This is a genomic window from Treponema rectale, assembly GCF_014202035.1.
Classification (GTDB): Bacteria; Spirochaetota; Spirochaetia; order Treponematales; family Treponemataceae; genus Treponema_D; species Treponema_D rectale.
Genome location: NZ_JACHFR010000002.1, coordinates 403,504 through 428,388, shown reverse-complemented (window position 1 = coordinate 428,388; position 24,885 = coordinate 403,504). Strand labels below are relative to the sequence as shown.

The 24,885-nt window shown below is 37.0% G+C and carries 27 protein-coding genes; 13 read left to right on the top strand and 14 right to left on the bottom strand.

The window, feature by feature from the left end; all coding sequences use genetic code 11:
- Positions 1-191: 191 nt before the first annotated feature.
- Positions 192-1,064: an ATP phosphoribosyltransferase gene (gene hisG, locus HNP77_RS06515; protein ID WP_184652371.1), complete on the top strand. Its 873-nt coding sequence runs from the start codon at positions 192-194 to the stop codon at positions 1,062-1,064.
- A 3-nt stretch (positions 1,065-1,067) separates the two neighbouring features.
- On the opposite strand, the gene HNP77_RS06510 is transcribed toward hisG, so the two are convergent.
- Complete coding sequence (locus tag HNP77_RS06510) at positions 1,068-1,856, bottom strand: ZIP family metal transporter (protein WP_184652370.1); 789 nt, start codon at positions 1,854-1,856, stop codon at positions 1,068-1,070.
- Positions 1,857-2,034: 178 nt separating this feature from the next.
- Here HNP77_RS06510 and bioB point away from each other — a divergent pair, with 178 nt between their 5' ends.
- The 4 genes from bioB to HNP77_RS06490 all read left to right on the top strand — a co-directional run bounded on the left by bioB (position 2,035) and on the right by HNP77_RS06490 (position 5,159).
- A complete protein-coding gene (bioB, locus tag HNP77_RS06505) occupies positions 2,035-2,946 on the top strand; it encodes a biotin synthase BioB (protein ID WP_221266534.1) in 912 nt (303 codons plus the stop codon).
- Between the two features lie 148 nt (positions 2,947-3,094).
- Positions 3,095-3,682 carry a biotin transporter BioY gene (locus tag HNP77_RS06500; RefSeq protein WP_184652368.1) on the top strand — a complete coding sequence of 196 codons (588 nt, stop codon included), beginning with the start codon at positions 3,095-3,097 and terminating at the stop codon, positions 3,680-3,682.
- 16 nt (positions 3,683-3,698) lie between these two features.
- Positions 3,699-4,448, top strand: coding sequence for an ABC transporter ATP-binding protein (locus tag HNP77_RS06495; protein ID WP_184652367.1), 750 nt, complete (start codon positions 3,699-3,701; stop codon positions 4,446-4,448).
- 27 nt (positions 4,449-4,475) lie between these two features.
- The gene (locus HNP77_RS06490) at positions 4,476-5,159 is read left to right on the top strand and encodes an energy-coupling factor transporter transmembrane component T family protein (RefSeq protein ID WP_184652366.1); all 684 of its coding nucleotides are present in this window, start codon (positions 4,476-4,478) and stop codon (positions 5,157-5,159) included.
- 33 nt (positions 5,160-5,192) lie between these two features.
- Here the strand turns inward: HNP77_RS06490 and HNP77_RS06485 are convergent, their stop codons facing one another.
- From HNP77_RS06485 to HNP77_RS06475, 3 genes are all read right to left on the bottom strand, one after another.
- Complete coding sequence (locus HNP77_RS06485; RefSeq protein ID WP_184652365.1) at positions 5,193-5,561, bottom strand: hypothetical protein; 369 nt, start codon at positions 5,559-5,561, stop codon at positions 5,193-5,195.
- A gap of 92 nt (positions 5,562-5,653) precedes the next feature.
- Positions 5,654-6,310, bottom strand: a complete 657-nt coding sequence (locus tag HNP77_RS06480; protein WP_184652364.1) for a RipA family octameric membrane protein — start codon at positions 6,308-6,310, stop codon at positions 5,654-5,656.
- Between the two features lie 6 nt (positions 6,311-6,316).
- Positions 6,317-7,594: a leucine-rich repeat domain-containing protein gene (locus HNP77_RS06475; RefSeq protein ID WP_184652363.1), complete on the bottom strand. Its 1,278-nt coding sequence runs from the start codon at positions 7,592-7,594 to the stop codon at positions 6,317-6,319.
- Between the two features lie 125 nt (positions 7,595-7,719).
- Between HNP77_RS06475 and HNP77_RS06470 the strand changes: the two genes are divergently transcribed.
- Positions 7,720-8,043: a helix-turn-helix domain-containing protein gene (locus HNP77_RS06470; protein WP_184652362.1), complete on the top strand. Its 324-nt coding sequence runs from the start codon at positions 7,720-7,722 to the stop codon at positions 8,041-8,043.
- 26 nt (positions 8,044-8,069) lie between these two features.
- Here the strand turns inward: HNP77_RS06470 and HNP77_RS06465 are convergent, their stop codons facing one another.
- The 3 genes from HNP77_RS06465 to HNP77_RS06455 form a co-directional block, all read right to left on the bottom strand.
- On the bottom strand, positions 8,070-8,399 hold the full coding sequence (locus tag HNP77_RS06465) for a type II toxin-antitoxin system RelE family toxin (RefSeq protein ID WP_184652361.1): 330 nt from the start codon (positions 8,397-8,399) through the stop codon (positions 8,070-8,072).
- Positions 8,399-8,605 (bottom strand): type II toxin-antitoxin system RelB family antitoxin, encoded by a 207-nt coding sequence (gene relB, locus HNP77_RS06460; protein ID WP_184652360.1) that lies wholly within the window; start codon positions 8,603-8,605, stop codon positions 8,399-8,401. Before relB ends, HNP77_RS06465 begins: the two co-directional genes overlap by 1 nt.
- 61 nt (positions 8,606-8,666) lie before the next feature.
- Positions 8,667-9,731 (bottom strand): biotin--[acetyl-CoA-carboxylase] ligase, encoded by a 1,065-nt coding sequence (locus HNP77_RS06455; RefSeq protein WP_184652359.1) that lies wholly within the window; start codon positions 9,729-9,731, stop codon positions 8,667-8,669.
- Positions 9,732-9,836: 105 nt separating this feature from the next.
- Here HNP77_RS06455 and HNP77_RS06450 point away from each other — a divergent pair, with 105 nt between their 5' ends.
- Positions 9,837-10,457 carry an imidazoleglycerol-phosphate dehydratase gene (locus HNP77_RS06450; protein WP_184652358.1) on the top strand — a complete coding sequence of 207 codons (621 nt, stop codon included), beginning with the start codon at positions 9,837-9,839 and terminating at the stop codon, positions 10,455-10,457.
- Positions 10,458-10,680: 223 nt separating this feature from the next.
- On the opposite strand, the gene HNP77_RS06445 is transcribed toward HNP77_RS06450, so the two are convergent.
- From HNP77_RS06445 to HNP77_RS06425, 5 genes are read right to left on the bottom strand one after another with little or no spacing between them, the layout of a single operon-like run.
- Positions 10,681-11,868 carry an ABC transporter permease gene (locus HNP77_RS06445; RefSeq protein WP_184652357.1) on the bottom strand — a complete coding sequence of 396 codons (1,188 nt, stop codon included), beginning with the start codon at positions 11,866-11,868 and terminating at the stop codon, positions 10,681-10,683.
- 1 nt (position 11,869) lies between these two features.
- The gene (locus HNP77_RS06440; RefSeq protein WP_221266561.1) at positions 11,870-12,523 is read right to left on the bottom strand and encodes an ABC transporter ATP-binding protein; all 654 of its coding nucleotides are present in this window, start codon (positions 12,521-12,523) and stop codon (positions 11,870-11,872) included.
- A gap of 47 nt (positions 12,524-12,570) precedes the next feature.
- Positions 12,571-13,629, bottom strand: coding sequence for an efflux RND transporter periplasmic adaptor subunit (locus HNP77_RS06435; RefSeq protein WP_184652355.1), 1,059 nt, complete (start codon positions 13,627-13,629; stop codon positions 12,571-12,573).
- Positions 13,630-13,674: 45 nt separating this feature from the next.
- Complete coding sequence (locus HNP77_RS06430) at positions 13,675-15,108, bottom strand: hypothetical protein (RefSeq protein WP_184652354.1); 1,434 nt, start codon at positions 15,106-15,108, stop codon at positions 13,675-13,677.
- A 58-nt stretch (positions 15,109-15,166) separates the two neighbouring features.
- The gene (locus HNP77_RS06425) at positions 15,167-16,660 is read right to left on the bottom strand and encodes an NAD(P)H-hydrate dehydratase (RefSeq protein WP_184652353.1); all 1,494 of its coding nucleotides are present in this window, start codon (positions 16,658-16,660) and stop codon (positions 15,167-15,169) included.
- A gap of 78 nt (positions 16,661-16,738) precedes the next feature.
- On the opposite strand from HNP77_RS06425, the gene HNP77_RS06420 reads away from it, so the two are divergent.
- Positions 16,739-18,583, top strand: coding sequence for a M3 family oligoendopeptidase (locus tag HNP77_RS06420; RefSeq protein ID WP_184652352.1), 1,845 nt, complete (start codon positions 16,739-16,741; stop codon positions 18,581-18,583).
- A gap of 75 nt (positions 18,584-18,658) precedes the next feature.
- On the opposite strand, the gene HNP77_RS06415 is transcribed toward HNP77_RS06420, so the two are convergent.
- Positions 18,659-19,144, bottom strand: coding sequence for a hypothetical protein (locus HNP77_RS06415; RefSeq protein WP_184652351.1), 486 nt, complete (start codon positions 19,142-19,144; stop codon positions 18,659-18,661).
- 141 nt (positions 19,145-19,285) lie between these two features.
- Here HNP77_RS06415 and HNP77_RS06410 point away from each other — a divergent pair, with 141 nt between their 5' ends.
- The 5 genes from HNP77_RS06410 to HNP77_RS06390 are packed head-to-tail and all read left to right on the top strand — an operon-like array spanning position 19,286 to position 23,917.
- Positions 19,286-20,254 carry an ABC transporter permease gene (locus HNP77_RS06410; protein ID WP_221266531.1) on the top strand — a complete coding sequence of 323 codons (969 nt, stop codon included), beginning with the start codon at positions 19,286-19,288 and terminating at the stop codon, positions 20,252-20,254.
- A complete protein-coding gene (locus HNP77_RS06405; RefSeq protein WP_184652349.1) occupies positions 20,244-21,725 on the top strand; it encodes an ABC transporter permease in 1,482 nt (493 codons plus the stop codon). Before HNP77_RS06410 ends, HNP77_RS06405 begins: the two co-directional genes overlap by 11 nt.
- A complete protein-coding gene (locus tag HNP77_RS06400; RefSeq protein WP_184652348.1) occupies positions 21,722-22,771 on the top strand; it encodes an ABC transporter ATP-binding protein in 1,050 nt (349 codons plus the stop codon). The genes HNP77_RS06405 and HNP77_RS06400 overlap by 4 nt, the downstream gene beginning before the upstream one ends.
- A gap of 28 nt (positions 22,772-22,799) precedes the next feature.
- Positions 22,800-23,570, top strand: a complete 771-nt coding sequence (locus tag HNP77_RS06395; protein WP_281393461.1) for an ATP-binding cassette domain-containing protein — start codon at positions 22,800-22,802, stop codon at positions 23,568-23,570.
- Positions 23,567-23,917 (top strand): DUF3899 domain-containing protein, encoded by a 351-nt coding sequence (locus HNP77_RS06390; protein ID WP_184652346.1) that lies wholly within the window; start codon positions 23,567-23,569, stop codon positions 23,915-23,917. Before HNP77_RS06395 ends, HNP77_RS06390 begins: the two co-directional genes overlap by 4 nt.
- On the opposite strand, the gene HNP77_RS06385 is transcribed toward HNP77_RS06390, so the two are convergent.
- Positions 23,910-24,860, bottom strand: a complete 951-nt coding sequence (locus HNP77_RS06385) for an RluA family pseudouridine synthase (RefSeq protein WP_184652345.1) — start codon at positions 24,858-24,860, stop codon at positions 23,910-23,912. The two genes, HNP77_RS06390 and HNP77_RS06385, sit on opposite strands and share 8 nt — an antisense overlap.
- Positions 24,861-24,885 lie beyond the last annotated feature (25 nt).

Below are 24,885 nucleotides of genomic sequence, written 5' to 3'. Positions count from 1 at the left end.
AATCAGTCATCAGTATTATAAAAAAATTGCGTAAAATCAAAAAATATTACACCTAATCGTTAATCTGACACCTTTTAAAATCACCAATTTGAAGTTAATTAACCCCCGCAAAACAAATTTTGCATTGAAACATTCTATTTTCATCTATATAATTGGGTTCCGCACTAAATGTTTTTACATGGAGAAACACGATGGAAAAATTGAAGATACTTCTGGCAAAAGGCCGTATTTATGAATCAGTTTATTCTCTTTTAAATGACGTTGGAATTACACTTTACCTTCCTGACAGACAATACTTTCCTATCACAAATCAGGACGATCTGGCATTTCAGGTTGTAAAGCCTCAGATTACAAGTGCCCTTCTTGCCCAGAATAAGGCAGATGTAGGATTCAGCGGTAAAGACTGGGTTTACGAAAACGGAGTTCAGAACGATGTTGAAGAAATTATGGATCTTGGCTTTGATCCAGTACGCATTGTTGCTGCAATTCCAGAAACAGTAGATTATGATTCCCTTCTTAAAAAGCCGCTTACAATTGCAACTGAATATCAGGCATTAAGTTCTAAATGGATTGCTGATAAAAAAATCGACGGCAAGATTTTCCGCACCTGGGGAACTTCCGAAGGTTTTGTTCAGGATACTCCGGATGCACTTGCTCAAGTTCTCATTGACAACACATCAACCGGTTCTTCCCTTAAAGCAAACCGCCTTAAGATTGTAGATACTTTAATGGAATCTTCTACAAGAATGTATGCTTCTAAGGAAGCCCTTAAGGATCCTGCTAAAAAACAGAAGATCATGGAACTTAAGATGCTCTTTGAAACAGTTCTTGCTGCACGTTCACGCGTAATGCTCGAAATGAATGTTTCCGAAGAAAAGTTTGACGGACTTATTAAAGGTATTCCTTCAATGAAAAGCCCTACTGTTTCTCCACTGTTCGGAGGAAACGGTTATGCTGTAAAGATTGCCGTTAAAAAATCAGAAGTTCCTACACTTCTTCCACAGCTTCATGCTCTCGGTGCAACAGACATTGTTGAGTACGGGCTGCGCAAAGTCTTAATGTAATCCTTATCCCAGCATTACATCCAGGGTCATCATCAAAGTAAAGCCAAATGCAAACAGAATCGTGCCTATATTTGAATGATAGCCCTGTGACATTTCCGGAATCAATTCTTCAATAACAACGTACATCATTGCACCTGCTGCAAATGCAAGAAAATACGGCAGACTTGGAATAACTAAAGTTGCCAGTAAAATCGTAAGTACAGTTCCAATCGGTTCAACAATACCGGAAAGCGTTCCATATAAAAAAGAACGGCGGCGACTCATTCCTTCTGAGTTTAAAGGCATGGAAATGATTGCCCCTTCAGGAAAATTCTGTATTGCAATTCCAAGGGCAAGACTTAATGCACCCATTGCCGTTATTCCGCTGTTCCCGGCAAGATAGCCTGCATAAACTACACCCACAGCCATTCCCTCCGGCAGATTGTGAATCGTAACTGCAAGCATAAGCATTGTTGTTTTTTTAAGATGGCTCTTCGGACCTTCAGCTTCTTCACTTCCCAAATGAAGGTGCGGAACAATAACATCTATAAAAAGTAAAAAAAGTATTCCTGCCCAGAAACCAATGACAGCCGGCAAAAACTGAAGCTTTCCGTAAGAGGCAGACTGTTCCAGTGCCGGAATTATTGAACTCCAGACTGAAGCTGCAACCATTACACCGCCTGCAAATCCCTGAAGGGCTTTTGTAAGTTTTTCGTTCATCTTTCCACGCATAAAAAATACGCAGGCTGAACCTAAGGCTGTTCCCAGAAAAGGAATCATTAACTGAAGAAATATCTTTATTTTTTCTGCCATGGTTTTATTTTATCACGCCCGTCTCTTTTATTTCTATATAAATACAGCAGTTATATTCTCATCAGGGTATTGTAAACCTTATGAACACAAACAGGTTTACAATATTTTAATTTTAGTATACATTGCATTCATCATGGATATAAACCAACTCACCCAAGAAATATTAAACGGAAGGCGTTTGACCAGAAATGATGACCTTTCTTTTTTTGAAACCTGCAACTTTGAACAGCTGTGTCAGGGTGCCGATCTTATCAGAGAAAAACTCCGCGGAAACAAAATAGACCTCTGCTCCATTATCAGTGGAAGAAGCGGCCGGTGTCGCGAAAACTGCAAATTCTGTGCTCAAAGTGCCTGGAACAAAACAAACTGCACGGAATATGAATTCTTACCGGAAGAAAAAATAGTTGAAAAGGCAAAAAATGATGCCGCAGAAGGAGTTCACAGATTTTCTATTGTTACAGCCGGCAAAGCTTTAACAGGAGAAGAATTTGAAAAAGCTGTACATGCTTACAAAACAATTCACGAAACTGTAAACATCGATTTATGTGCATCTTTCGGTTTTCTTACAAAAGAGCAGTTTATAGAATTAAAAAAAGTTGGTGTAAATACCTATCATCATAACATAGAAACTTCCAGACGTTTTTTTCCAAACATCTGTTCAACTCACTCTTATGAAATGAAAATCCAAACCCTTAAAATCATAAAGGAATGCGGTATGAGAATATGTTCCGGAGGAATTATAGGAATGGGAGAAACCATGGCCGACAGAATAGACATGGCTCTTTCTCTTTCTGAAATCCCTGTTGATTCAATTCCGATTAATGTGCTTACACCTGTAAAAGGCACACCTTTAGAAAACCAGAGTCCATTATCCGCGGAAGAAATTTTAAGAACGGTTGCAATTTTCCGTTTTATTAATCCTCAGGCTCAGATACGGCTGGCTGCAGGAAGAAAATACTTACAAAACGGTGGTTCTGCTGCATTTACTTCCGGAGCAGATTCAACTATAACCGGCAATTTTTTAACTACAACCGGAACAGATACTGAATCTGATAAAAAAATGTTTGCGCAATTAAATAGAACAATATAAAAAAGGAGGCATGATAAAAAGTACTTCCCTGTACTAAAGTACGCCTGCGTACTTTCTATCATTTGCGAATGCATTCTAAAGCCTGCATTCGCTGTCTGCGACATCCGTGTCGCACAACTGCCGTTGTGGCTTTAAAGGAGTTTTTAAAATGAAAAAAAATGTTGCTTTTACATCTGCCATTATTGCACTCTTTGCTGCAATTATCTGTATTGGCTGTGTTATTAGAATTCCGCTGGGACTTGTTCCTATTGTCTTACAAAACGCTCTCTGCATTCTTACGGGAACAATTCTCGGCGGTTTACTTGGCGGTGCACCAACTGCACTGTTTATAGTTGCCGGATTAATCGGACTGCCGGTATTTGCAGGAGGAAGCAGCGGTTTTGCAGTTCTTCTTGGTCCTACAGGCGGATTTTTTCCGGGTTATCTTTTGGGAGCAATAATCGCAGGACTTATTGCAGGAAAACCTGACATTCAGCAGAAAAAGTTTTCCGCCGTTAATGTTATCCGTGTTTCTGTGGCAATAATTGCTGGTATGATTATTCTTTACATTCCGGGAACAATTCATTTTGCACGCTGGGCTTTATCTAATTCTAAAGTTCCTGCAGACAAATCTGCTTTTGCATTTACAATGTCTGCCTGCGTACTTCCATTTATTCCGGGTGATATCATAAAAACCGTTATATGCATTCCTGTTGCACTTGCAGTCAGACCTGTTCTTGCACAGTACCGCCGTTAATATTATTGTCATCCTTATGAAAGCTTTAAGTATTAAAAATATTTCTAAAACTTTTGAAACAATAAACGGTCCCCGTCAGGTTTTAAAAGATGTTTCTTTTGAACTTGACGAAGGACAGTGCCTTGTTATTGGTGGAGAAAACGGTTCCGGTAAAAGTATAATGATGTCCATTATTGCCGGACTTGAAAATGCAGACAGCGGCTCTGTAGAAATTTTTGAAGAATCTATAAATAAAAAAAATACAGTTAAAAAAGTTGGTCTTGTTTTTCAGGAAGCGGAAACTCAGATTCTTGGAGAAACACCTGCAGAAGATATTGCTTTTGGTCCTAAAAATCTCGGCTGGAAAAAACCTGAAGTAAATCAGGCTGTAAGTACTGCTTTAGAAAAAACAGGACTTACGGAAAAAAAAGATTTTACTGCACGGTTTTTATCTGGCGGAGAAAAGCGCCGTCTTGCCGTAGCCTGCATGCTTGCAATGAATCTTCCTGTCATAATTCTTGATGAACCTTATGCAAATCTTGATTACGGCGGAGTAAAGCAGGTAAACGCCCTTATAAAAGATTTAAAGTCCCAGGGTAAAACCGTCATCATTCTCAGTCATGAAATTGAAAAATGTCTTGCCCTTGCAGACAGGTTTATAGTTTTGTTCCGTGGAGTTAAAGTCTTTGATGATATTCCTTCAAAAATTTTAACTACAGATGTTGAACAGTGGAACATCCGTAATCCTTTTAATTCATATACCAAAGTTGAAGATTTAATCTGGTAAATTTTTTTTACCATTCTGGAGAAAATAATGCCTTTTAATTATAAAACCGGAAATTCTTTTTTACATAAAATGCCGGCATGGTGCAAAATACTTTTTATTCCGCTGTTTAATGTTTTTATTTTTAAATCGCATTTTTATATTGCCGTGCTTTTTTTAGTTCTTCAATTTATTCTCTGCTGTTATCTGCATTTTACTTTAAAAGAACAGCTTAAAGATTTTTCTCCGATAATTTTTTATGCAGTGCTTTTATATTCTACTGGTTTTATTGCCAGATGGATTTCTGCTTATTTTTCTTCAGAGGAATTTTACAGACAGATGTATTTGAGCGTTAAATATGCTGCCGCCGTTAATTTTAAAAATGCTGAAACTGCAGTTCTGCTTTTAAAACTTTTTTGTATTATTCAAAGTGCCTCTCTGGTTTTCAGAACTTCTACATCGCTGCAGATTCGTGAAGGTGTCGGTACGATTGAAGGCGCTGTAAGAAAATTTCTTCCGGTCTCTAAGAAAAATACATTTACAAATATGCTTTCTTTATTTATATGTTTTATTCCCATGGTTTTTAAAAACTGGAATCAGTGTAAAAGAGCCTGGTTTGCCCGTAAAGGCCGCTCTGGAATAAAAATGTACGCCGCACTCTTTCCTGTATTTTTTTCTGTAGGTATCAAGCAGGCCTACAATGCCGCCAGAGCAGTTGCTGTCCGGGAGGGGTGAAAGGAGGGAATCAGCTCTATTCTTGTTAAGTGCTTATCTACAAAATATTTTTTTTCTTACAAAGATGACTTTTTGGTTTTTAATTTTTTTAGAAAGCTTAATTAAATCGTCTTTTGAAAGAGATAACTTATCTGCATAAATACATATTTTTGAATCTTCAGGAATATACTGAATCAAATCAGAAAACTCATCTTTATATATTACTGTATAACAATTATCCCCATTATCGACAACAAGTTTTATTTTTCCTTTATTTTGACGAATAAATTTTTCAGAATTATAATCACACTCCGTATTACAATCTAAGAAAAAAACTAAACAACATGCCAAAACAAAAACCACTACAAACAGTATAATTATAAAAACTTTAATGGCACAACATTTTTTCATTTCATCATCCATAAAATAAAAGTACAGAATCAAAACCAATGCCGCAAAACCTGCAACAAACAAAACCAGTCTGTATATACAATTATTCTTTATTTCACACATAATTATTTATCTAAAATCTGCGTTTGAAATTTTATGCTTCCTGATTTAGATGTCGTTCCTTTTACAATTTGTGAATAGGAGATAAGCAATATAAATACAAGTAGAGCAAAAATACATGTTGTAAAAAAACATACAACACCATTATTTAATCTTTTTACAAACTCCATGAATTCAAAAAGTAATAAACCATATGAACAGATACTGACAATCCATCCTGCAGCTATTGTTAATTCTGATTCAGAAAATGCTTTTCCTGCTTCATATGTTTTATGAAGAGGTCCAGTTATCGAATCTTCCAGAAGCATGAGATGATTTTCCCAATTTTCCTGCCAGTGTTTTGAACCCCTACTAGACAGCAACCATGAAACACAAAAGAACAGACCTAAACCACTTAAGACTATTAAAGGAATTTTTCCATGTAAATAATAAGTACCGTTTTCACATTTTCTTTCATATATTTTTGTAAGAACATGGTAATATGCTGTATAAATAGAAACGATAAATGCCCAGAAAAAAGCTGCCCGTTTCCAGAAAAGTTCTATTTCAAATTTACGGATATCACTTGCTTCTTTATACGCAGCTTCTTTTACACTATTATTTAAAAAAGCACATTCATACTCTTCTTTTGAAATATTCCTACGATGCCAATTTATTTTCATAACACATTAACTCTTTGTAAAACTATAACCAAGAACTAACAACTTTGTTGTTTCTACTAAATTTGAAACTTGAGGAGACCACCCTTCTATATCCTCAAAAACGACACTTAAAAGATTTGTACATTCCTTAAATGCATTCTGTTCTATTGTTATAACAGAAGCCGGAATATATACACTCTTCAAACTTGTACATCCATAAAATGCATACTTTCCTATCGTTATAAGTGAAGCAGATATCTCCACGTTCTGCAAACTTGTACAACCAGAAAATGCACACGATCCTATTACTGTGACTGAATCAGGTATCTCTACACTCTTCAAACTTGTACAACCAGAAAATGCACCGTAAAACCCAAGTTGAATGTCACCTCCCTTTATTGCTGTAACTGAATCAGGTATCTCTACGCTCTGCAAACTTGTACAACCATAAAATGCACTCCATTCTATTGCTGTGACTGAATCGGGTATCTCTACACTTTTCAAACTTGTACAACCATAAAATGCTCCCGATCCTATTGCTGTGACTGAATCGGGTATCTCTACACTTTTCAAACTTGTGCAACCAGAAAATGTATACATTCCTATAGTTGTAACTGAATCGGGTATCTCTACACTTTTCAAACTTGTACATCCAGAAAATGCTTCCGATCCTATTGTTGTAACTGAATCAGGTATCTCTACGCTCTGCAAACTTGTACAACCATAAAATGCACTCCGTTCTATTGCTGTGACTGAATCTGGTATCTCTACGCTCTGCAAACTCGTACAACCAGAAAATGTATACATTCCTATAGTTGTAACTGAATCAGGTATTTCTACACTTTTCAAACTTGTACAACCAGAAAATGTATACATTCCTATAGTTGTAACTGAATCGGGTATCTCTACACTCTTCAAACTTGTACAACCAGAAAATGCACTACCTCCTATTGTTGTAAGTGAATCTGGTAACTTTATACCTTGCAAAACTATACAGCCTCTAAATATAGATATAGAGCTTTCTATAGTAGATATACCTAATTCAGTTAAATCAAGACTAACAGGTGAAGCCGATGAACATATTATGGATAATTTATAAAAAAAACTGGAATCATAAGAAGGTTCTGCTCTATCTTCAACAACTTTTATTTCATAAAGATCAATTTTCTCATCAAGAGACAAGTTCGGCAAATCACTGACAGTTACCGTAATACTTTTCACAACTTTCTCATCTTCACTTTTACATCCAACTAAAAAAATTCCAAAAGTAACTAAAAAAACAGACAGAACAAAACGTAACTTCATACCTCTCTCCATAGGCTATAGATTTAAGTTAATAGAGTATATAATGCTATACACTAATCAGTATACAGCTTAAAAAGTCATAAATCAACAAATCTGTGATTTACAATGCTATACAGAGGTTTGATATGACTGAAGATTTTTTTAGAGACAGATTACGGTTTTTAAGAAACGAAAAACATATTTCAGCACGAGAAATGAGTCTGTCTTTAGGACAAAATGAAAGTTACATCAACAAAATCGAAACCGGAAAAGCTTCCATTTCAATAACCTCTTTTTTAAACATCTGTGAATTCCTAAATATTTCTCCATCTGATTTTTTTAATCCGGAAGTAAAAAATTCAGCATCTATCCAGGAAATTATAAAATATTATAAAGCACTAAATCCCCATCAGGCAAAATACATTCTTGAACTGTTAAAAGACTTAAACAAATGCACGAACATTTTATGAAAAGAGGTTAAACATTAAAACAGATTTTATCCAATTTTTCCTTTTCTTGCCTTCTTTGCCAAATCTTCTTTGTTTTTATAAGAACCAGAACGACTTTCAACAGCTAATACTGTAATAACAAGTTTATCATCTTCAAGATAAGCAATAATTCTATAATTTTTAAATTCCGAACTTTTAAAGCGCCACAAACCTTTGAGATTGCCAACTAATTCAGTACCACCAGCTTCATAAAGCTCTTTTTTGTTTTTTGCCGGTATAATCTTTTCTTCTAAATAGGTCTTTATTGAGTGTTTAACCGATTCTCCCAATTTTGCAATTTGTCTTTTAACTTTTGGAGAAAATCCCACTGCAAACATTAATTAAAAACCTCATCAAAAGAATAGCTTTTCTTACCCTCAGCAATCCATTCATCATAAGACTGTTCAGCAAGATAGTAATCTTCCATTTCGTCTAATTGCTGTTCAATAGCTTTTGTTGCATAAAAAGTTTTTGTCCTTCCTGTTTTTAAAGCAAGATTTGTAAGTCTTTTTTCTAATTCAGGTTTTAATCGTAATGCTAACATATTGTCCTCCTTAACATGCTATACAAATATAGCATATTAAGGCATAAACTGTCAAAAAAACTTAAACAAATGCATCAGACTTTAGGGTTACTTCTCCGGAAGAAAGGGTATGACGGCTTCCATCAGAACATTCAACGACAAGAGCGGCATCATCCGTTATATCTACAGCCGTTGCTTTATACATTCCCTGATCGCTGTCAGCCAGTGTATGAACTTCAACAGTTTTTCCAATTATAAACGACCGGGCTTTGTATTCTGAAATAACACTTGCCGTATCTTCCTGTAAAACAGATAAAACTTCTCCTGCAACAAAAGCAGCAAATTTTGCACGAGTTACAGAATTTTTCTTATCATTTTTATCAGCTGTTCCGTCAATAATTGAACCTGCAACTTTACTCAATCCGCTTTTTGAAAACTCTTCATTAGGTTCAATATTAATTCCAATTCCAATTATAGCTGAATCAATTATACCTGTTTCAAAATTTGCAGTTCCTTCCGTAAGAATTCCTGAAACTTTTTTTCCATTCAAAAAAATATCATTTATCCATTTTATAGAAGGCTCTGCACCATAAAGTTTTTCTATTGCACGACAGACTGCCACCGCACTGAATGCCGTTATACGAGCCGGATTCTTTACACCGCCTTCAGGCATAACAATTACAGAAAGATAAATACCGGTTTTTTTTGGAGAAACAAAAGTTCTGCCGGAACGTCCCCTTCCTGCAGTCTGGGATTCTGCAACAATAATTGAATTATTATACTTTTTTCCATCAGCAGTAAGTTCTCCCTTTTCATTTCTAAGAGAAGCACATTGAGACAATAATCTTTTTGCATAGGTATTTGTTGAATCTATCTCATTAAAACATTCAATATGACTTTCTGAAAATTGCGGGAATGCTGATTCAAATTCACGCCTGACTGTTTCTAAAGAAAAAATATCCGCCTGACCTTCAATCATGTAACCGCCGTTAGTAGTTCCGTTAATGCAGACACCGGCTTCCCTTAAAGAATTAATTGCCTTCCACACAGCAGCCCTGCTTACTCCACAGATTTTTGCAAGATACTCTCCGCTGACAGGTTCAGATTTATTATTCAATTCATTCAGTACTTTTTCTTTTGTCGTCATGTTCAACAGTATCTCATTTTACAATGTCGCTGACAATATAAAAAAAAAGTTGTATTATAAATTCATTCCAAAGTTAAACGGAATAAATGCAGATTGGAGAAAATTATGCGCACTGCCACAATCGAAAGAAATACTTCAGAAACACAAATTAAGCTTACCCTGAATCTCGACGGAACAGGAAAATGCGATGTTAAAAATCCTATTGGTTTTTTTGATCACATGCTCCGCTCTTTTTGCAAACACGGAATGTTTGATCTGACAGGTGAACTTAAAGGAGACCTGCATGTAGACCAGCATCACCTTATTGAAGATACAGGCATTGTTCTTGGACTTTGTTTTGCAAAAGCCCTTGGTGACTGTGCAGGAATTAACCGCAGCGGTTTCTTTATTTATCCTATGGATGAAGCTCTTCTTCAGGCCAGCGTTGATTTTGGAGGAAGATCTTTCTTAGTCTGCAATGCAAACCTTACTAATATTCCTCTGGTTTCAATTTCTCCAGACGGAACAGAAGCAAGTTTTCAGACAGACTGCTTTGAAGATTTCTGGCAGGGATTTACTGCAAATGCAAAATGCAATCTTCATCTTGATACAATCCGCGGAAGAAGTGATCATCACAAAATGGAAGGATTATTTAAAGCAGCTTCCCGTGCCATAAGAAGCGCTGTTGAAATAGATCCGAGACGTAATGGTGAAGTTCCTTCAACAAAAGGTTCTATCGGAAGCTGATAACTGATTTAAAATTTTTTATCGGTTCAGAATAAAAGGGGCTGTCCAAAAAGTTCAAAAAATGTCATTTTCGGTCAAAAAGTGTCATTTTCGGGCTCGATCCGAAAATCCCCCTGCATGAGATTGCCGCATCAAGTGCGGCAATGACAGGGTGTCGAGCACGGCAATGACTCATGCTGAACGCTACTTATTGGTCATCCCCATTTTTTTTGCCTGTGACATTTCATGCAAGAGCTGCAACCGGATCAAGCTTTGCTGCACGGGAAGCAGGACTTAATCCAAAAAAGATTCCTACAAAAACTGAAAATACAAAGGCAATTATGCAGGACTGCCAGCTGATTATAAAAGAAAGGGATCTTACAAATTCAACTGCAATACTTAAAAGAATTCCAAGAATAATTCCGATAGTACCGCCCATTAAAGTAATGCTTGCAGATTCAATCAGAAACTGCTGCCTTATCACTGCCGGACTTGCCCCCAGCGCTTTACGAATTCCTATCTCCTGACGACGTTCCGTTACTGTTACAATCATTATGTTCATGATTCCGATTCCGCCGACTAAAAGAGAAATTGCAGCAATTGCAGAAAGCATGATGCTCATTGTATTTGTTATGGAACTTATCTGTTCAATAATTGTCTGCATTGAAGTTACGTTTACCGAGCCTTCCGTTCCGCTGACCTGTTCACAATACTCTGTAATTGTCGTTACGAGTTCCGTTGCTTTTTCCGTTGATACAGCCTGAACCATAATCGTACTTGCTTCAGGATTTGCCTTTATCTTTTTTGAATAAAATCCCCGGATTATATAACAGCCGGTCGTTGTATTTTCCATTCCGGAAGTCTGTTCCTTTAATACCCCGCAGACAGTAAAACTGAATGAAACTTTACTGACAACAACATTGACTATTTTTCCTACAGCATCACCGTTTGGAAAAAGAGAAGAAGCAATTTCACTTCCGAGAATTATTTTCTGAGTTCCCATAACATTATCCGTTACAGAAAAATAATTTCCGCTTTCAAGCTTTAATCCGTATTCCTGAAGATAATCAGTTTCAACAGCAGTTGCAGTAATCGAAACACTGGTATCTCCGTAAGATACAGTCATGCTGCAGGTATTTTTGTACCAGATTTTTTTTATGTTTTCGATCTGACCAAACATTGTTTCTCTAAAAGATTCATTAAACTGAAGAGAAATCGCTTCCCTCATTCGTCTTTTAAAACCAGAAGAAACGCTTACCATATCAAGACCGTTGGAACCAAAAGTATCCTGGACCTGTTTTGTTGAACTTGAACCCATACTCATAATTACAATTACTGATGCTACACCAATAATTATTCCAAGAAGAGAAAGAAATGTTCGTATTTTATTCCGTTTAAAATTTGAAAAAGCGTTTATAAAATCTTCCAGCACTTTACAGCTCCTGAGGATCCTGAAGTGAATCCTGCTGAATAAGTCCGTCAAAAATTCTAATGCATCTTTTTGATGCAGCCCCTACACGAGGATCATGAGTTACTATTACAACTGTTGTTCCGGTTTTATTTACTTCCCAGAATAATTTCATTACAGATTTACCGGTTTCGCTGTCCAAAGCTCCAGTCGGTTCATCTGCAAGAATTATTTTTGGTTTTGTAACAGTTGCCCGCGCAATTGCAACACGCTGCTTCTGACCACCGGAAAGTTCACTTGGATGATGATGAAGCCTGTCAGACAAACCGACTTTACCCAGCGCTTCTTCCGCAAGAATTATTCTGTCATGATGTTCAATACCAGCATAACGCAAAGGAAGCATTACATTTTCTAAAACAGTCATAGCCGGCAATAAAAAATACTGTTGAAAAACAAAACCCACAGTCTGATTACGAAGCACAGCCAGTTCCTTTTCTGACATGCGGGCAGTTTCTTTTCCGTTAATCTTTACAATTCCGTCAGTAGGTCTGTCCAGACAGCCAATCATATTCATGCAGGTAGATTTACCGGAACCGGAAGGCCCCATTATCGTTACAAACTCTCCCTGCTTAATGTCAAAGGAAACATCACGAAGAGCTTTTACTTCCGTTTCTCCCATTATGTAACTGCGCTTAACATGTTCCAGAGTTATTACAGAGTCTTCCACTAGAATCCTCCCGGCGGAGGACCGCCTGCACCAGGACTATTTTTCGTATTTGTATTATTTTTACTGTTCTTATTTTTCATGTTCATGCCGCGCTGCTGTCCGGATTTTTCTGCAGAACTCTGAGCCTTAAGAATATCTCCGGCTTTTATGTCACCGCTTTCAATCCTTACGTATTCAACATCATAAGGACGAACAGTAACTTTTATTTTTTCATCAGAAGATTTTTTTACGACATAAGCTTCTTTACCGTCACGGGCAACAGCATATTTTTCTACGATAAGAAAATTCTCATCAGGTGAAATTTTTATTTTTCCGCTGAAAGAAAAATTTGGAAGAATCTCTTCAGGATAAGGTGAATCAATTCTCAGCTTTGCATTTACGACAGTCGCACCACGGCTTGTTACTTCGCCAATAGCAGGCCATCCTACAACATAACCGGTTATCAAACCTGAATGTGCCGGAAACGTAAACTCAACCGTCTGGCCTACAGAAAGTTTCGATACATCAGTTTCTGCAATTTCAACATCTGCAAGAAGATAAGAAACATCAACAAGAGTTCCTACAGAATCTTTTGCTTCAAGTGAATCTCCAACAGCAACATCAATATCTGCAATTATTCCGTCAAAAGTTGCCATTACTTTTCTTTCTGCAATTTTCTGAACTAGAGAAAGCCTCTCCGTTTCTTTTAACGCCAGCTCTTTTTTTGAACCGCTGATACGGGTAGTTTCCATTTCATAATCATGTTTGGCAAGATTATACTGCTGTGTCGTATCATCCAGCTGAATGATAATATCGCCTTTTTTTACATGATCTCCCTGCTTAACAAAAACCCCAACAACAGTTCCGTCAGAAAGTGCCTGCAAAGTCTGTTCCTGTGCTGCAGAAACAACCCCGGCAACATCAATTACATTTTCATATTTTTCCTGCCTTACTCTATATGTAACATTACTTATATCATCTTCAGCAAGAAAAGAACGTGCTGCAAACAAAACAACAATTACTGCGGCAAGTCCTGCCATAGAAAATACAGCTATTTTAATTTTCTGTTTTCTTTTCATTTATGATTCCCCACCTTGCAATTCATTACGATTCATTACATCTCATTACAATTCTTCATCCCGAACAAACAAAACTTTTGTTTCATTATTGTAAATGATAAGTTCAAGTGCATTTATCAAAAGTTTTATTCTGTAATTTTCTTTATTTACCTGTGCAGACTTATATTCACTTTCAGAAATAATTCCACGCTTTAAATACAACGCCGTATCTTTTTCCAAAGTAACATACATGTCATAATTTTCTTCAAGAACACTTTTATCCCATAGAATATCTGCAGCAGAAGTCCGTTGAGAAATTACAGCCGTTTCATAATCACTGTGAGCACTCTTTACGGCAAGCTCTTCTATCTTTGCAGCTTCCTCATCAGAAAGTTTCTGAAGTTTAGAAATTATAAACTGGCTCGGATTAAAACTAAGACCAAGTTTATAAATCGGATTGCCGGAATCTACAGGAACAGAAACACCAGCCGTAGCAGTCAAAGCCGTGGAATCCCATGTATAAGAAAGAGAAGCATCTACCGTATCTGCATATTTATTCTCTGTTGAATTTGAACCTGAAACTTTATTATCAAAAGTATATCCGGCAGAACCTTTTAATGTGTGAGTCTTGTCAGCTTTTCGTTTCAATTCATTTATGTAATTTGTCCAGACAGCATTTTCTATTTTTACGTAATTTTCTTTTTTAAATGAATCCACATTCACCGGTTCAACAGACATTATTTCTGACGGAAGAAAATCCAGCGCATTTTTTTCATCATAAGAAGTTCCGCACTTTGAAGCAAAAATCTTTACTTCCCGCTCAAGCTTATGTCTGTAAACTTCAACATTATGTTCATCAGTTTTTACTTCTGACTGCGCAAGTCTGTACGTTGTAGAACCGGTACTGTACCCCTGAGCTTTTATTTTTTCAAAATCGATTGTGTCTTCATAAAGACTTTTTTCTGCACTTACAATCTGAGAAGCAATTTCATAAAGAGATTTTAATGATTCATAAAACTCTGTTTCTGTTTCTAAAAAACCATTCTGAAGGGAACGTCTGGTTTCAAGATAATCCCGCTCTGCTTCAAGCAGTGTTATTTTTCTTTCTTCACCGGCACCGGAATAAATATCTGCCGCAAGACTTAAACTTGTAGACGTAAAAGTTTTTGAATCTTCATCTGAAGAAACAGAAACTGATGTAAAAGCACTTAAGGTTAAGTTTTCTGCCTGAGGAATTTTTACTTCAAGTTCCGGAGAAAATTCTATCTGAGTTGAATCTCCGCCGGTAATCGTAACCGTACCTGTAGAAAGCTGTACAGAAATTCCGTTTGAAACAGCCGTTGATTTTTTTGTTAATAACTTCTGCTGCACCTGACTCGTCAACTTTTGTAAATCCAAATCGTTTTTCAAATACCCTTCAAGCAGATCGTTTACATTCTGATGTGCATGACTCAACTGAGCTGCTGCCATCAACACAAAAATGTAAATTTGTTTTTTCATCAACTGACATTCTACATGAGTAATCACAGCCTGTACATAAATTGAGGTTTATTTTTATTTAAATCTGCTTTAAGTACGAAATCAGTTCAAATGGAGTAAGCGAAAAATTCACACTGCACTTTTGAGAAGCCAGGGCATGTGCCAGGGAAGCATGAACTGCACTCCCCAGAGAATTTTTATGCTGGGCAAGAAGCGCCGCCGCGAATCCCCCAAGAACATCTCCGCTCCCTGCCTTTGCAAGAGCAGCGGTGCCGAACACATTCACATAAATCCTGACATTTTCTTCAGAAGGATTTTTCTGAGCAATAACAACATCGGCACCTTTCAAAATCAAAGTAACGCCTTCAAATTCACTACAGAACTTTTTTGCACATTCAAGCTTGTTTTCCACAACATCAGCTGCTTCATATTCTCCAAGCCCAAGATGTTTCATCATGTTTGCAAATTCTTTAGGATGCGGAGTAAGTATTAAATTATCAAGTCCGCGGCGACTGTATAAAAGTTCCTTTAATTTTTCAGAAAACTTTTCTCCAGAAAGAATGTCGGCATCAAGCACAGCAGCAATATTTTTATTTTCAATCAGGGTTTCAAGGTATTCATTTCCGCAGTCATTATTTATACCAAGCCCCATTCCCAGTGCAACTGCTGTAGTATTTTCCGGCAGCTGTTTTCCCGTCATAAGTTCATAAGGAATGTTTTTATTTTCAAGACCGTCGGTTTTATCCACAAGACTTACAAGACCGCTTCCAAAATTTAATGCGGCAGTTCCTACAATTACGGAAGCTCCGGTTTTTTCTCCACTGTAAATTACCGTATGACCGAAGGTTCCTTTATGCACATTCTGTTTTTCTCTAATCGGAAGAACAAGATCTGATTCTTCAAGCAAAAATGCTTCCGGCTGTACCGACGGACAGTTTTCAAAAGAACTTCTGCTGATTCCAAGATCTGCAACTTTTATTTTTCCGCACATATCTTTTGAACGGTCCGTAAAGAGCTGTGTTTTTAATGCACCCATAGTAACCGTTACGTCTGCTTTAAAATAAATTCCTGAAGGAATATCACAGGCAAGTTTCAGCAGACCCTTTTCTTTATTTACAGCATCAAGAACAGCTTTTGCCTGCACCGGAAGTTCACCATGAAACCCGCTTCCAAAAATACAGTCAGCTACAGCTTTTAAATCAAAACTTGTTTCCGTTAAAAAATCATCCAGTTCATAAAAACTTATAAAATGAACTCCACTTTTTTTTGCACGCTCTTTCTGCAAAATACACATTTCACTCTTTGCTTCAAGAACTTCACAAACCGTTACAGAAACATCATGAGAAATAAGCCGGCGGGCAAGTGCATATCCGTCACCTCCGTTATTTCCACCGCCGCATAAAACTAAAACTGTCGGCCGTGATAAAAAAGGACCATTGCATTTTTTTATATAATCAGAGATTTCTTTTTCCATTGCAGCAGCTGCATTTTCCATCATAATATCTTCTGTAAGTCCAAATGTGCTGCGGGCTGCTTTATCAAGTTCACGTGTATCAGAATAAATTTTTTTCATTAAATATCTCCGTTGTCCTCAAGTGTATCATGTTTTACACAAATTGTAATTGCATCTTAAAATCAATAAAATATTCGTATGAATACAAACGATTTAAATAACATTCCGCTCTGGAATCTGGACAGTCTTTTTGCTTCAATTGATTCCGCTGAATATAAAGCAGCCGTTAACGAAACAGAGACTTTAAGAAAAACCTGTGAAGAATTTTTAGAAACAGCAGACCGTTTTACCCGGGAAGCAAATTCTAATTTTGATTTTGCACAGTGGCTTAAAACTTATCTTGAAACAGAAGACAAACTTATCGCCAGTGCACAAACTCTTTCTGCCTACGCTTACATTGTATATTCAACAGATACAACAAACACTGAATATATAAATAATCTTTCAAAAATCGATGAATTAAAAAATAACATTCATCAGCTGGAAATAAAATTTTCTGCAATACTCGTATCTCATCAGATTTATCTTGAAGAGTTTTACAATCGCTTTCCTGAATATGCCGAATACAAATTCCTTCTTGAAGAAATTCTTGAAGAATCAAAACACCTTATGTCACCGGCAGAAGAAAAACTTGCAGGAGAACTTTCCCGCACAGGAGGAAATGCCTGGGGACTTTTACAGGAACAGATTATTTCCAATCTCCATGACGAAAACGGCAAAACTTTTAACGAAATAAGAAACGATGCTTTTTCTAATGATCCTGCAGTACGCAAAGAAGCCTGGGCTAAAGAAATAAATCTTCTTTCTCAAAACAGAATTGCCATTGCCGCAGCCCTTAACAATTTAAAAGGAGAAACTGTTTCTTTAAATAAACGCCGCCGCTGGAACACAGCCCTGGACCGTTCCCTTTTTACCAGCCGTCTTTCCCGCAAAACTCTTGAAGCAATGATTTCCGTTATCGAAGACAGTCTTCCGGAATGGAGAAAATACTGGCAGAAAAAAGCTCAGCTTCTTAAAGAAGCAGGCACGACAGCAAGTACTTCTTCTCAAAAAGGAATCGCTTTCTACGATTTATTTGCTCCGCTTCCTTCAAAAAATTCCTCCAGTACAGGAACAGAAAATTCTCTTCTTACAAAAGAATGGTCCTTTTCTGACGCAAAAGAATATATCATAAAAGAATACAATTCCTTTTCTAAAAAGATGGGAGATTTTGCAAAACAGGCCTTTGAATCAGGATGGATTGATGCAAAAGTTCGTCCAGGAAAAGTCGGTGGTGCTTACGATGAAGATTTTCCAAAAGGACACCAGAGCCGCATCCTTACAAACTTTACCGGAACTTTCAGCGACATCATAACTCTTGCTCATGAACTGGGACACGCTTTCCACTTCAGCTGCATGAAAAATAAACCAGCAGCTTTCTTTTCTTATCCGATGACACTGGCAGAAACAGCAAGCACTTTTGCAGAAACAATCGTAAAGCAGGATATGATTGCAACCTGTTCTGATGAAGATAAACTCAAAATGATAGAAACAGATTTACAGGATGCAAGTCAGGTACTCGTAGATATCCTCTGCAGATTTTATTTTGAACAGAGTGTATTTGAAAAACGTTCAGAAGGAGAACTCAATGCAGACGATTTCTGCCAGCTGATGAAAGATGCACAGGAACGCAGCTACGGTGACGGATTAAATGAAGAACGCCACGAATACATGTGGGCTGTTAAAAGTCATTATTATTCAACGGATTTTGATTTTTATAACTACCCTTATGCCTTCGGACAGCTGTTTGCCAGCGGATTATATGCCCTTTACAAAAAAGAAGGAACATCTTTTGCAGAAAAATATTGTACTATTTTGAGCAATACCGGCAGTATGTCCTGTGAAAATCTGTGCCTTCAGGCAGGGTTTGATATTACAAAAAAAGATTTCTGGCAGAATGCAATCAACATGTATATGGAAGAAATTAAGGAATTTTGTAAATAAAACAGACAAAAAAATTGGGGCTGTCCGGCATAAAAAAATACCAGACAACCCCCTTTTTCTTATTTCAAGAAAATATTACCAGGAACGACCTCTAAGGCTTTCCGGAAGCTTTTTATTGATCTTTTCAACTTTTTTACTTATTTTTTCCTTAAGAGAGTCAGAGATTTTATTTTCATCATTATAAAGCGTTACCTTAACATTAAGTTCTGCATCAGCAATCTCTCTTTCTTCATAATATTTATTTGATGAAGCATATTCGTTAAACTTAAGGTAAACAGATTTCTTTGATTCACCAGAGAAACCACCGATAAGTGTTCCAAGGAATACAGCAAGTACACCAAGTGTTACTGTAAGAGCTGTAAAAGGAGTTTTTGTTCCTGCATTGCGAAGATATGCACCAACAAGAAGACCAAGTGCACCAAGTGCAACACCAAGGAATGCGCAAGAACCAAAGAATCCAAGAATGAATCCTACACCTGCAAGACCAAGACCTACAAATACACCAATCTGTGATTTAAGGAAGTCTGTTACTTTGTTAAACAATGTTTCGATAAAATCCATTATTTCCTCCAAATTATATTAAATGATTATACATAATTTGTTTTATCTTTTCAATTTTTTTTTATTATTTTCACATAGAATTTGCTTATTTGTCCCTTAATTATGCATTCAGCATTTTAAAATAATGCCGAAAATTCATATATGCTGAAATATGTTTTAAAACGAATAGCTCTGCTGGTTTTAAGCCTTTTTATAATTATGACCATGCTCTTTATACTGATCCGCCTGCTTCCAAATCAGGTAGAAAGCGTACAGGGCGGATATGACAAAGCCCTCTCTGACATGAGGCAGGCCTGGGGCTACAACAAACCGGTTCTGGTTCAATATGCAATTTTTCTAAAAAATGTGTTTACAAAGTGGGACTGGGGATTCTGTACGACAATGGGCTCTTTTTTACAGCCTGTTGATGAATATCTCATGTCAAAACTTCCTGCAACCATATACATAAACGTTTTTTCCCTTATTATTTCTATTCCTTTAGGACTTATTTTTGGAATAACAGCTGCAGTCTACAAAAACAAATGGCCTGATCACATAATTCAGGTTTTCATTATGTTCTTTATATCTGTACCTTCTTTTGTTTATGCATTTCTTCTCCAGTATTTTATAGGTTTTAAACTGAATCTGTGTCCTCTTGTTCTTGCTTCCGGCAATGACTGGTTTTCCTGGACAATGTTTCACAGTGCCATACTTCCTGTTCTAGCCCTCTCTTTTGGTCCTATTGCCGGACAGATGCGTCTCATCAGGGCTGAACTTACAGAATCCCTTACCAGTGAATACATGCTCCTTGCAGTAACAAAAGGCCTGTCTAAAAAGCAGGCGACTGTAAGACATGCACTGCGCAATTCTCTTGTACCGCTCATCCCTACGTACCTGGCAGATTTTCTTTACGTAATTGCAGGCAGTATGATTATCGAACAGATTTTTGCCGTACCTGGAATCGGAAAAACTTACATTCTTTCTATTTCGCAAAAAGACTACAGCGTCTTCATGATGTGTTCCATGTTTTACATTTCCATCGGTCTTGCTGCAGGAATACTCTTTGACCTTAGCTACGGTTTTATAGACCCTAGAATCCGCATGGGAGGAAATAAAACAAATGAATTATGAAAATAAGACTGATCCATGCAGTATAAAAATTGATAAATCAAAATTCAAATTTGTTCAGCTGAACAATACTTTAGGTGAATGCAAACTTCAGACAAAACCAACCGGATATTTTAAGGATGCAATGATTCGTTTTGCAAAAAACCGCGGCTCCGTCATCTGTTTTTTTATAATCATCGCTTTAATTTTATATGCAGTTTTTGCCCCTGTTTTTTCTTCATATAAGATTTCTGATAAAGACGGCTACTACGCATACGCATCTCCAAAATGTTCATTATTTGAAAACACCGCTTTCTGGAACGGATGCTCTATTACAGAAGTCAATGAACAGACTTTCGATTATCTGAATAATATTCCTGGAGCTGTAAAAAAATTTTACGGAACAAAAACTTACAGCATTGCAAACCGCCCGCAAAAATGGTTCAAAGTAAAAATTGATGATTATGCAAAAGTCGGCTGGATAAAAAAACTTCTCACAAAAGAAGAATATGAAGCAGCCTTAAACTACGAAAAAGAAACCGGCAGACAGCTTTTCTATCCGATTATCGACCGCAAGAAAATTAAAAGTCCTGTCTACAAAAATGATCAGAATGCATGGTTCTTAACAGATGATCATGGGTTTGCCCTTAAAGATGATAGTGAAAAAGTAAAAGATATTTTTCTTTATGAAAATAATTCTTCCTCACCGGCAATGTTTATCTCCAGAATGGACGGAACACAGTTTGAAACCAGAGTTCTTTATAAAGAATGGTACAGATATCAAAATAATAAATACGCTTCCTTCCTTTTTGGCGCAGATAATGCAGGCTACGATATTTTTACAAGACTTGCTTATGGAGCAAGACTTTCTCTTTTATTAAGTATTTGTGTTGCTGCCATAAATTTATTTTTAGGAATCATCATTGGCTCTCTTGAAGGATACTACGGCGGAACTTTTGATTTGATTGCAGAACGTATTAAAGAAATTTTATATCAGATACCTTCCGTAATTTTAATGACACTGTTCCAGTTATATTTTGCAAAAAAAGCAGGACCGGTTTTTTCAATGTTCGTTGCATTTATTTTCTTCGGATGGATTGGAACTTCCTCAACTGTCCGTGCACAGTTCTACCGTTACAAAGGTCAGGAATACGTAATGGCAAGCCGCACTTTAGGTGCAAAGGATTTTCGTCTGATTTTCAGACATATCTTCCCGAATGCAATCGGCTTCATCATCACAACAAGCGTTCTTACAATTCCAGGAGTAATTTTTTCTGAAGCAAACCTTACTTACCTTGGTATTGTAAATCTTCAAAGTGACACAATGACTTCTGTCGGAACAATGCTCAACGGTGCACAGGACGCACTTTCCATTCATCCTCACTGCGTATTCTTTCCGGCAGCCTTCATATCTATTCTCCTCATCTGTTTTAATGAATTTGGAAACGGACTCAGAGATGCCTTCAACCCGGTTTTAAGAGGAAGCGAAAAATGAACGAAGTAATCCTCAGCGTAAAAAATCTTACTGTAAATTTCCGCACAAATTCCGGCACAGTACACGCAGTCCGCAACATAAGCTTTGACCTTTTCAAAGGACAGACACTTGCAATTGTCGGAGAAAGCGGCAGCGGTAAAAGCGTTACCTCAAAAGCAATTCTTGGAATAGAATCTCCCAACGCAGAAATTCCCCAGGGTGAAATTATTTTCGAAAACGAAAACTTATTAAAATTCTCAGAAAAAGATTTTAATAAAATACGCGGCAATAAAATCGCCATGATATTTCAGGACCCGATGTCTTCCCTTGATCCTATTGTGAAAATCGGAAAGCAAATAACAGAAGCTATCATAATCAACGCAAAGAAAAACTTTCAGAAAATTTCTAAAAAAGAAGCTTATCAAAAAGCAATTTCCATCATGACGGAAGTAGGAATCCCTGAACCCGAAAAAAGATTCAATCAATATCCCTTTGAATTTTCCGGAGGAATGAGACAACGCATCGTTATCGCAATTGCAATTTCCTCAAATCCAGAAATTCTCATCTGTGATGAACCAACCACAGCTCTGGACGTTACAATTCAATCACAGATTCTTCAGACAATAAAACGTCTTAAAAAAGAAAGAAACATGAGCGTTATTTTTATTACCCATGATTTAGGAGTTGTTGCAAATGTTGCTGATTCTGTTGCAGTAATGTATGCCGGAAAAATTGTTGAATACGGAACCAGCCGGGAAATTTTCTACAATTCAAAACATCCTTACACCTGGGCTTTACTTTCAAGTATTCCAGACCCGGATTCTGATAACCGTCTTGAGTCTATTCCGGGAACACCACCAGACATGAGGTTTCCACCGGAAGGAGATGCCTTTGCTCCAAGAAATAAATATGCTATGGAGATAGATTTTGAAAGAGAACCGCCATTTTTCAAAGTAAGTCCGACACATTATGCAGCAACCTGGCTTTTACATCCTGATGCACCGGAAGTTGAACTTCCACTCCGCATCAAGCAGCTTCAGCAAAAAGGAAACTTCCATGAACAGTGATACATTATTAAGCGTAAAAAATATCTCTATGAACTTTCGCACAAAAAACGGTATCTTTAATGCCGTAAAAAATGTGAGCCTTGATATTAAAAAGGGAGAAGTCCTTGGTCTTGTTGGAGAAAGCGGCTGCGGCAAAACCACAACAGGAAGATGCATTATAAATCTTTATAAAGTTTCTGACGGAGAAATTTTTTTTAACGGAGAACTTATTAATTCAAAAAAAACAAAATTAAAAATCAATCCGAAGATTCAAATGATTTTTCAGGATCCTTCCAGTTCACTTAATCCGCGAATGACTGTAAAAGAAATTATCGGAGAAGGACTTATAATTCAGGGAGAAAAAAATAAGAATACGATTCAGCAGAAGGTGAATGAAGTTCTTTTAAAAGTCGGACTTCTGCCGGAATATGCAGACCGCTACCCTCATGAATTTTCCGGGGGACAAAAACAGCGCATAGGAATTGCCCGAGCCTTAATCATGAAGCCTGAACTTATAATTGCAGATGAACCTGTAAGTGCTCTTGATGTCTCAATAAAAGCACAGATAATAAATCTGCTTAATGACTTAAGAAAAGAATTAAACATTGCAATCCTGTTTATAGCACACGATCTTTCCATCACAAAATATTTTTCTGACAGAATTGCCGTAATGCGTCAGGGAACAATTCTTGAAACCGCAGACTCTGATGAACTTTTCAAAAACCCGGTTAATCCGTATACAAAATCTCTGCTCGATGCAATTCCACTTGCAGATCCTGATGCAGAACTGTCCCGGACTTCAGACAGGAGCAGGCTTTGAAAAAATTTCTCACTTCTTTTTTTATATATGTTTTTTTCGGAATTTTAATTTCTGCTGTATTATTTTTTTTAGAAAGCAAAAACACAGATTTTTCTACATATCATAAACTCAGTGATGCAACATTCATAACTTCAGTTTTATTACTTGCAGCCGCAACCTTTAAATTATTAACCTCAGCAGGATTCTTCAGACCATTTGGATTCTTAAAGGAAAAAATTTTTAAGCACTCTCAAATTTCATATCCTGAATATTGCAGCACACCAGCCGGACATAAACCATGCTTACACATTTTTGCAGCAGCCGCGGTTTTTCTAACAGTTGCCCTTATCACTCTATCTTTTATTTAACTGCTAAATCTGAAAACTCACAGGACACTGTCATATTTTCTCCGGTAACAGGATGAGGAAAACTCAACCTGCAGGCATGAAGCATTATTCTCCAATAGGTTTTTCCACCATAAAGTTCATCTCCAAGAATCGGAAGTCCCACGCTTGCCAGGTGCACGCGAATCTGATGAGTACGGCCGGTCAAAGGACGGGCTTCTACAAGAAAATATTTTTTTCCTGAAAGTTCAATCTGTTTTAAAACAGAAAACTCTGTCACGGAATCAACCCCGCCTTTACTTTCAGACACACTTCCCCATTTTGCTGCCTGACTTTTTGCGCTGATTCTTCCCATAAACATTCTAACGATAAAATTCTTTTCACTAATTTTTTTATTCATCCTGTCAGCACATACTACTGCCTGATAAACTTTTCTTGCCGTATGCTTTTCAAACATATCATGACATGGAGCATTCACACTACGGCTTTTTGTAAACAGAATAACTCCGCTTGTTTCACGGTCAAGACGATGCATGACACCAGCATAAGGAGGATTCCGTAAAGCCGGATTTTTGCTATGCAGATAACGAATAACTGCTGCATGAAGATTATCACGGCTGCCGACCATTCCTGCCTCTGTAGGAAAAAAAGAAGGTTTATTAACTACGATAATATTTTCATCTTCAAACAGAACAGATTTTTCCGTAACTTCAAATGCAATATCATCAGGAGTTTTTTCAAAAAAAAGTTTATCTTCATCAAGATGCAGTTTTACAGCCGCACCTTCCTGCAATTCATATCCTGGAATACGGCACTGCTTTTTATTTACTTCTACTGCACCGGCAACAATCAGCCTGCGTATTTTACTGTTTGAAATTTCTTTTTTTATAAGTTCTGGTATTTTTTTTCTGAGCAATTCATCCAGCCGGCATACATTCTGAGCTGTTATCGAAATAATTTTTTCCATCAGCAGCATTGTATCATATTATTTA

Excerpts from the sequence above, each read along its gene's own strand:
- HNP77_RS06425 (WP_184652353.1), bottom strand. The coding sequence starts at position 16,660 with ATGAAAAAAATTTATTCTGATACACGTGAACTTGATAAAGCAGCCCGC.
- hisG (WP_184652371.1), top strand. The coding sequence starts at position 192 with ATGGAAAAATTGAAGATACTTCTGGCAAAAGGCCGTATTTATGAATCA.
- HNP77_RS06475 (WP_184652363.1), bottom strand. The coding sequence starts at position 7,594 with ATGAAGTTACGTTTTGTTCTGTCTGTTTTTTTAGTTACTTTTGGAATT.
- HNP77_RS06430 (WP_184652354.1), bottom strand. The coding sequence starts at position 15,108 with ATGAAAAAACAAATTTACATTTTTGTGTTGATGGCAGCAGCTCAGTTG.
- HNP77_RS06490 (WP_184652366.1), top strand. The coding sequence starts at position 4,476 with ATGCCTTTTAATTATAAAACCGGAAATTCTTTTTTACATAAAATGCCG.
- HNP77_RS06400 (WP_184652348.1), top strand. The coding sequence starts at position 21,722 with ATGAACGAAGTAATCCTCAGCGTAAAAAATCTTACTGTAAATTTCCGC.
- HNP77_RS06440 (WP_221266561.1), bottom strand. The coding sequence starts at position 12,523 with ATGGGAGAAACGGAAGTAAAAGCTCTTCGTGATGTTTCCTTTGACATT.
- HNP77_RS06465 (WP_184652361.1), bottom strand. The coding sequence starts at position 8,399 with ATGTTTGCAGTGGGATTTTCTCCAAAAGTTAAAAGACAAATTGCAAAA.
- HNP77_RS06470 (WP_184652362.1), top strand. The coding sequence starts at position 7,720 with ATGACTGAAGATTTTTTTAGAGACAGATTACGGTTTTTAAGAAACGAA.
- HNP77_RS06385 (WP_184652345.1), bottom strand. The coding sequence starts at position 24,860 with ATGGAAAAAATTATTTCGATAACAGCTCAGAATGTATGCCGGCTGGAT.
- HNP77_RS06410 (WP_221266531.1), top strand. The coding sequence starts at position 19,286 with ATGCTGAAATATGTTTTAAAACGAATAGCTCTGCTGGTTTTAAGCCTT.
- HNP77_RS06485 (WP_184652365.1), bottom strand. The coding sequence starts at position 5,561 with ATGGATGATGAAATGAAAAAATGTTGTGCCATTAAAGTTTTTATAATT.
- HNP77_RS06500 (WP_184652368.1), top strand. The coding sequence starts at position 3,095 with ATGAAAAAAAATGTTGCTTTTACATCTGCCATTATTGCACTCTTTGCT.
- HNP77_RS06435 (WP_184652355.1), bottom strand. The coding sequence starts at position 13,629 with ATGAAAAGAAAACAGAAAATTAAAATAGCTGTATTTTCTATGGCAGGA.
- HNP77_RS06405 (WP_184652349.1), top strand. The coding sequence starts at position 20,244 with ATGAATTATGAAAATAAGACTGATCCATGCAGTATAAAAATTGATAAA.
- HNP77_RS06495 (WP_184652367.1), top strand. The coding sequence starts at position 3,699 with ATGAAAGCTTTAAGTATTAAAAATATTTCTAAAACTTTTGAAACAATA.
- relB (WP_184652360.1), bottom strand. The coding sequence starts at position 8,605 with ATGTTAGCATTACGATTAAAACCTGAATTAGAAAAAAGACTTACAAAT.
- HNP77_RS06395 (WP_281393461.1), top strand. The coding sequence starts at position 22,800 with ATGAACTTTCGCACAAAAAACGGTATCTTTAATGCCGTAAAAAATGTG.
- HNP77_RS06455 (WP_184652359.1), bottom strand. The coding sequence starts at position 9,731 with ATGACGACAAAAGAAAAAGTACTGAATGAATTGAATAATAAATCTGAA.
- HNP77_RS06415 (WP_184652351.1), bottom strand. The coding sequence starts at position 19,144 with ATGGATTTTATCGAAACATTGTTTAACAAAGTAACAGACTTCCTTAAA.
- HNP77_RS06420 (WP_184652352.1), top strand. The coding sequence starts at position 16,739 with ATGAATACAAACGATTTAAATAACATTCCGCTCTGGAATCTGGACAGT.
- HNP77_RS06510 (WP_184652370.1), bottom strand. The coding sequence starts at position 1,856 with ATGGCAGAAAAAATAAAGATATTTCTTCAGTTAATGATTCCTTTTCTG.
- HNP77_RS06450 (WP_184652358.1), top strand. The coding sequence starts at position 9,837 with ATGCGCACTGCCACAATCGAAAGAAATACTTCAGAAACACAAATTAAG.
- HNP77_RS06480 (WP_184652364.1), bottom strand. The coding sequence starts at position 6,310 with ATGAAAATAAATTGGCATCGTAGGAATATTTCAAAAGAAGAGTATGAA.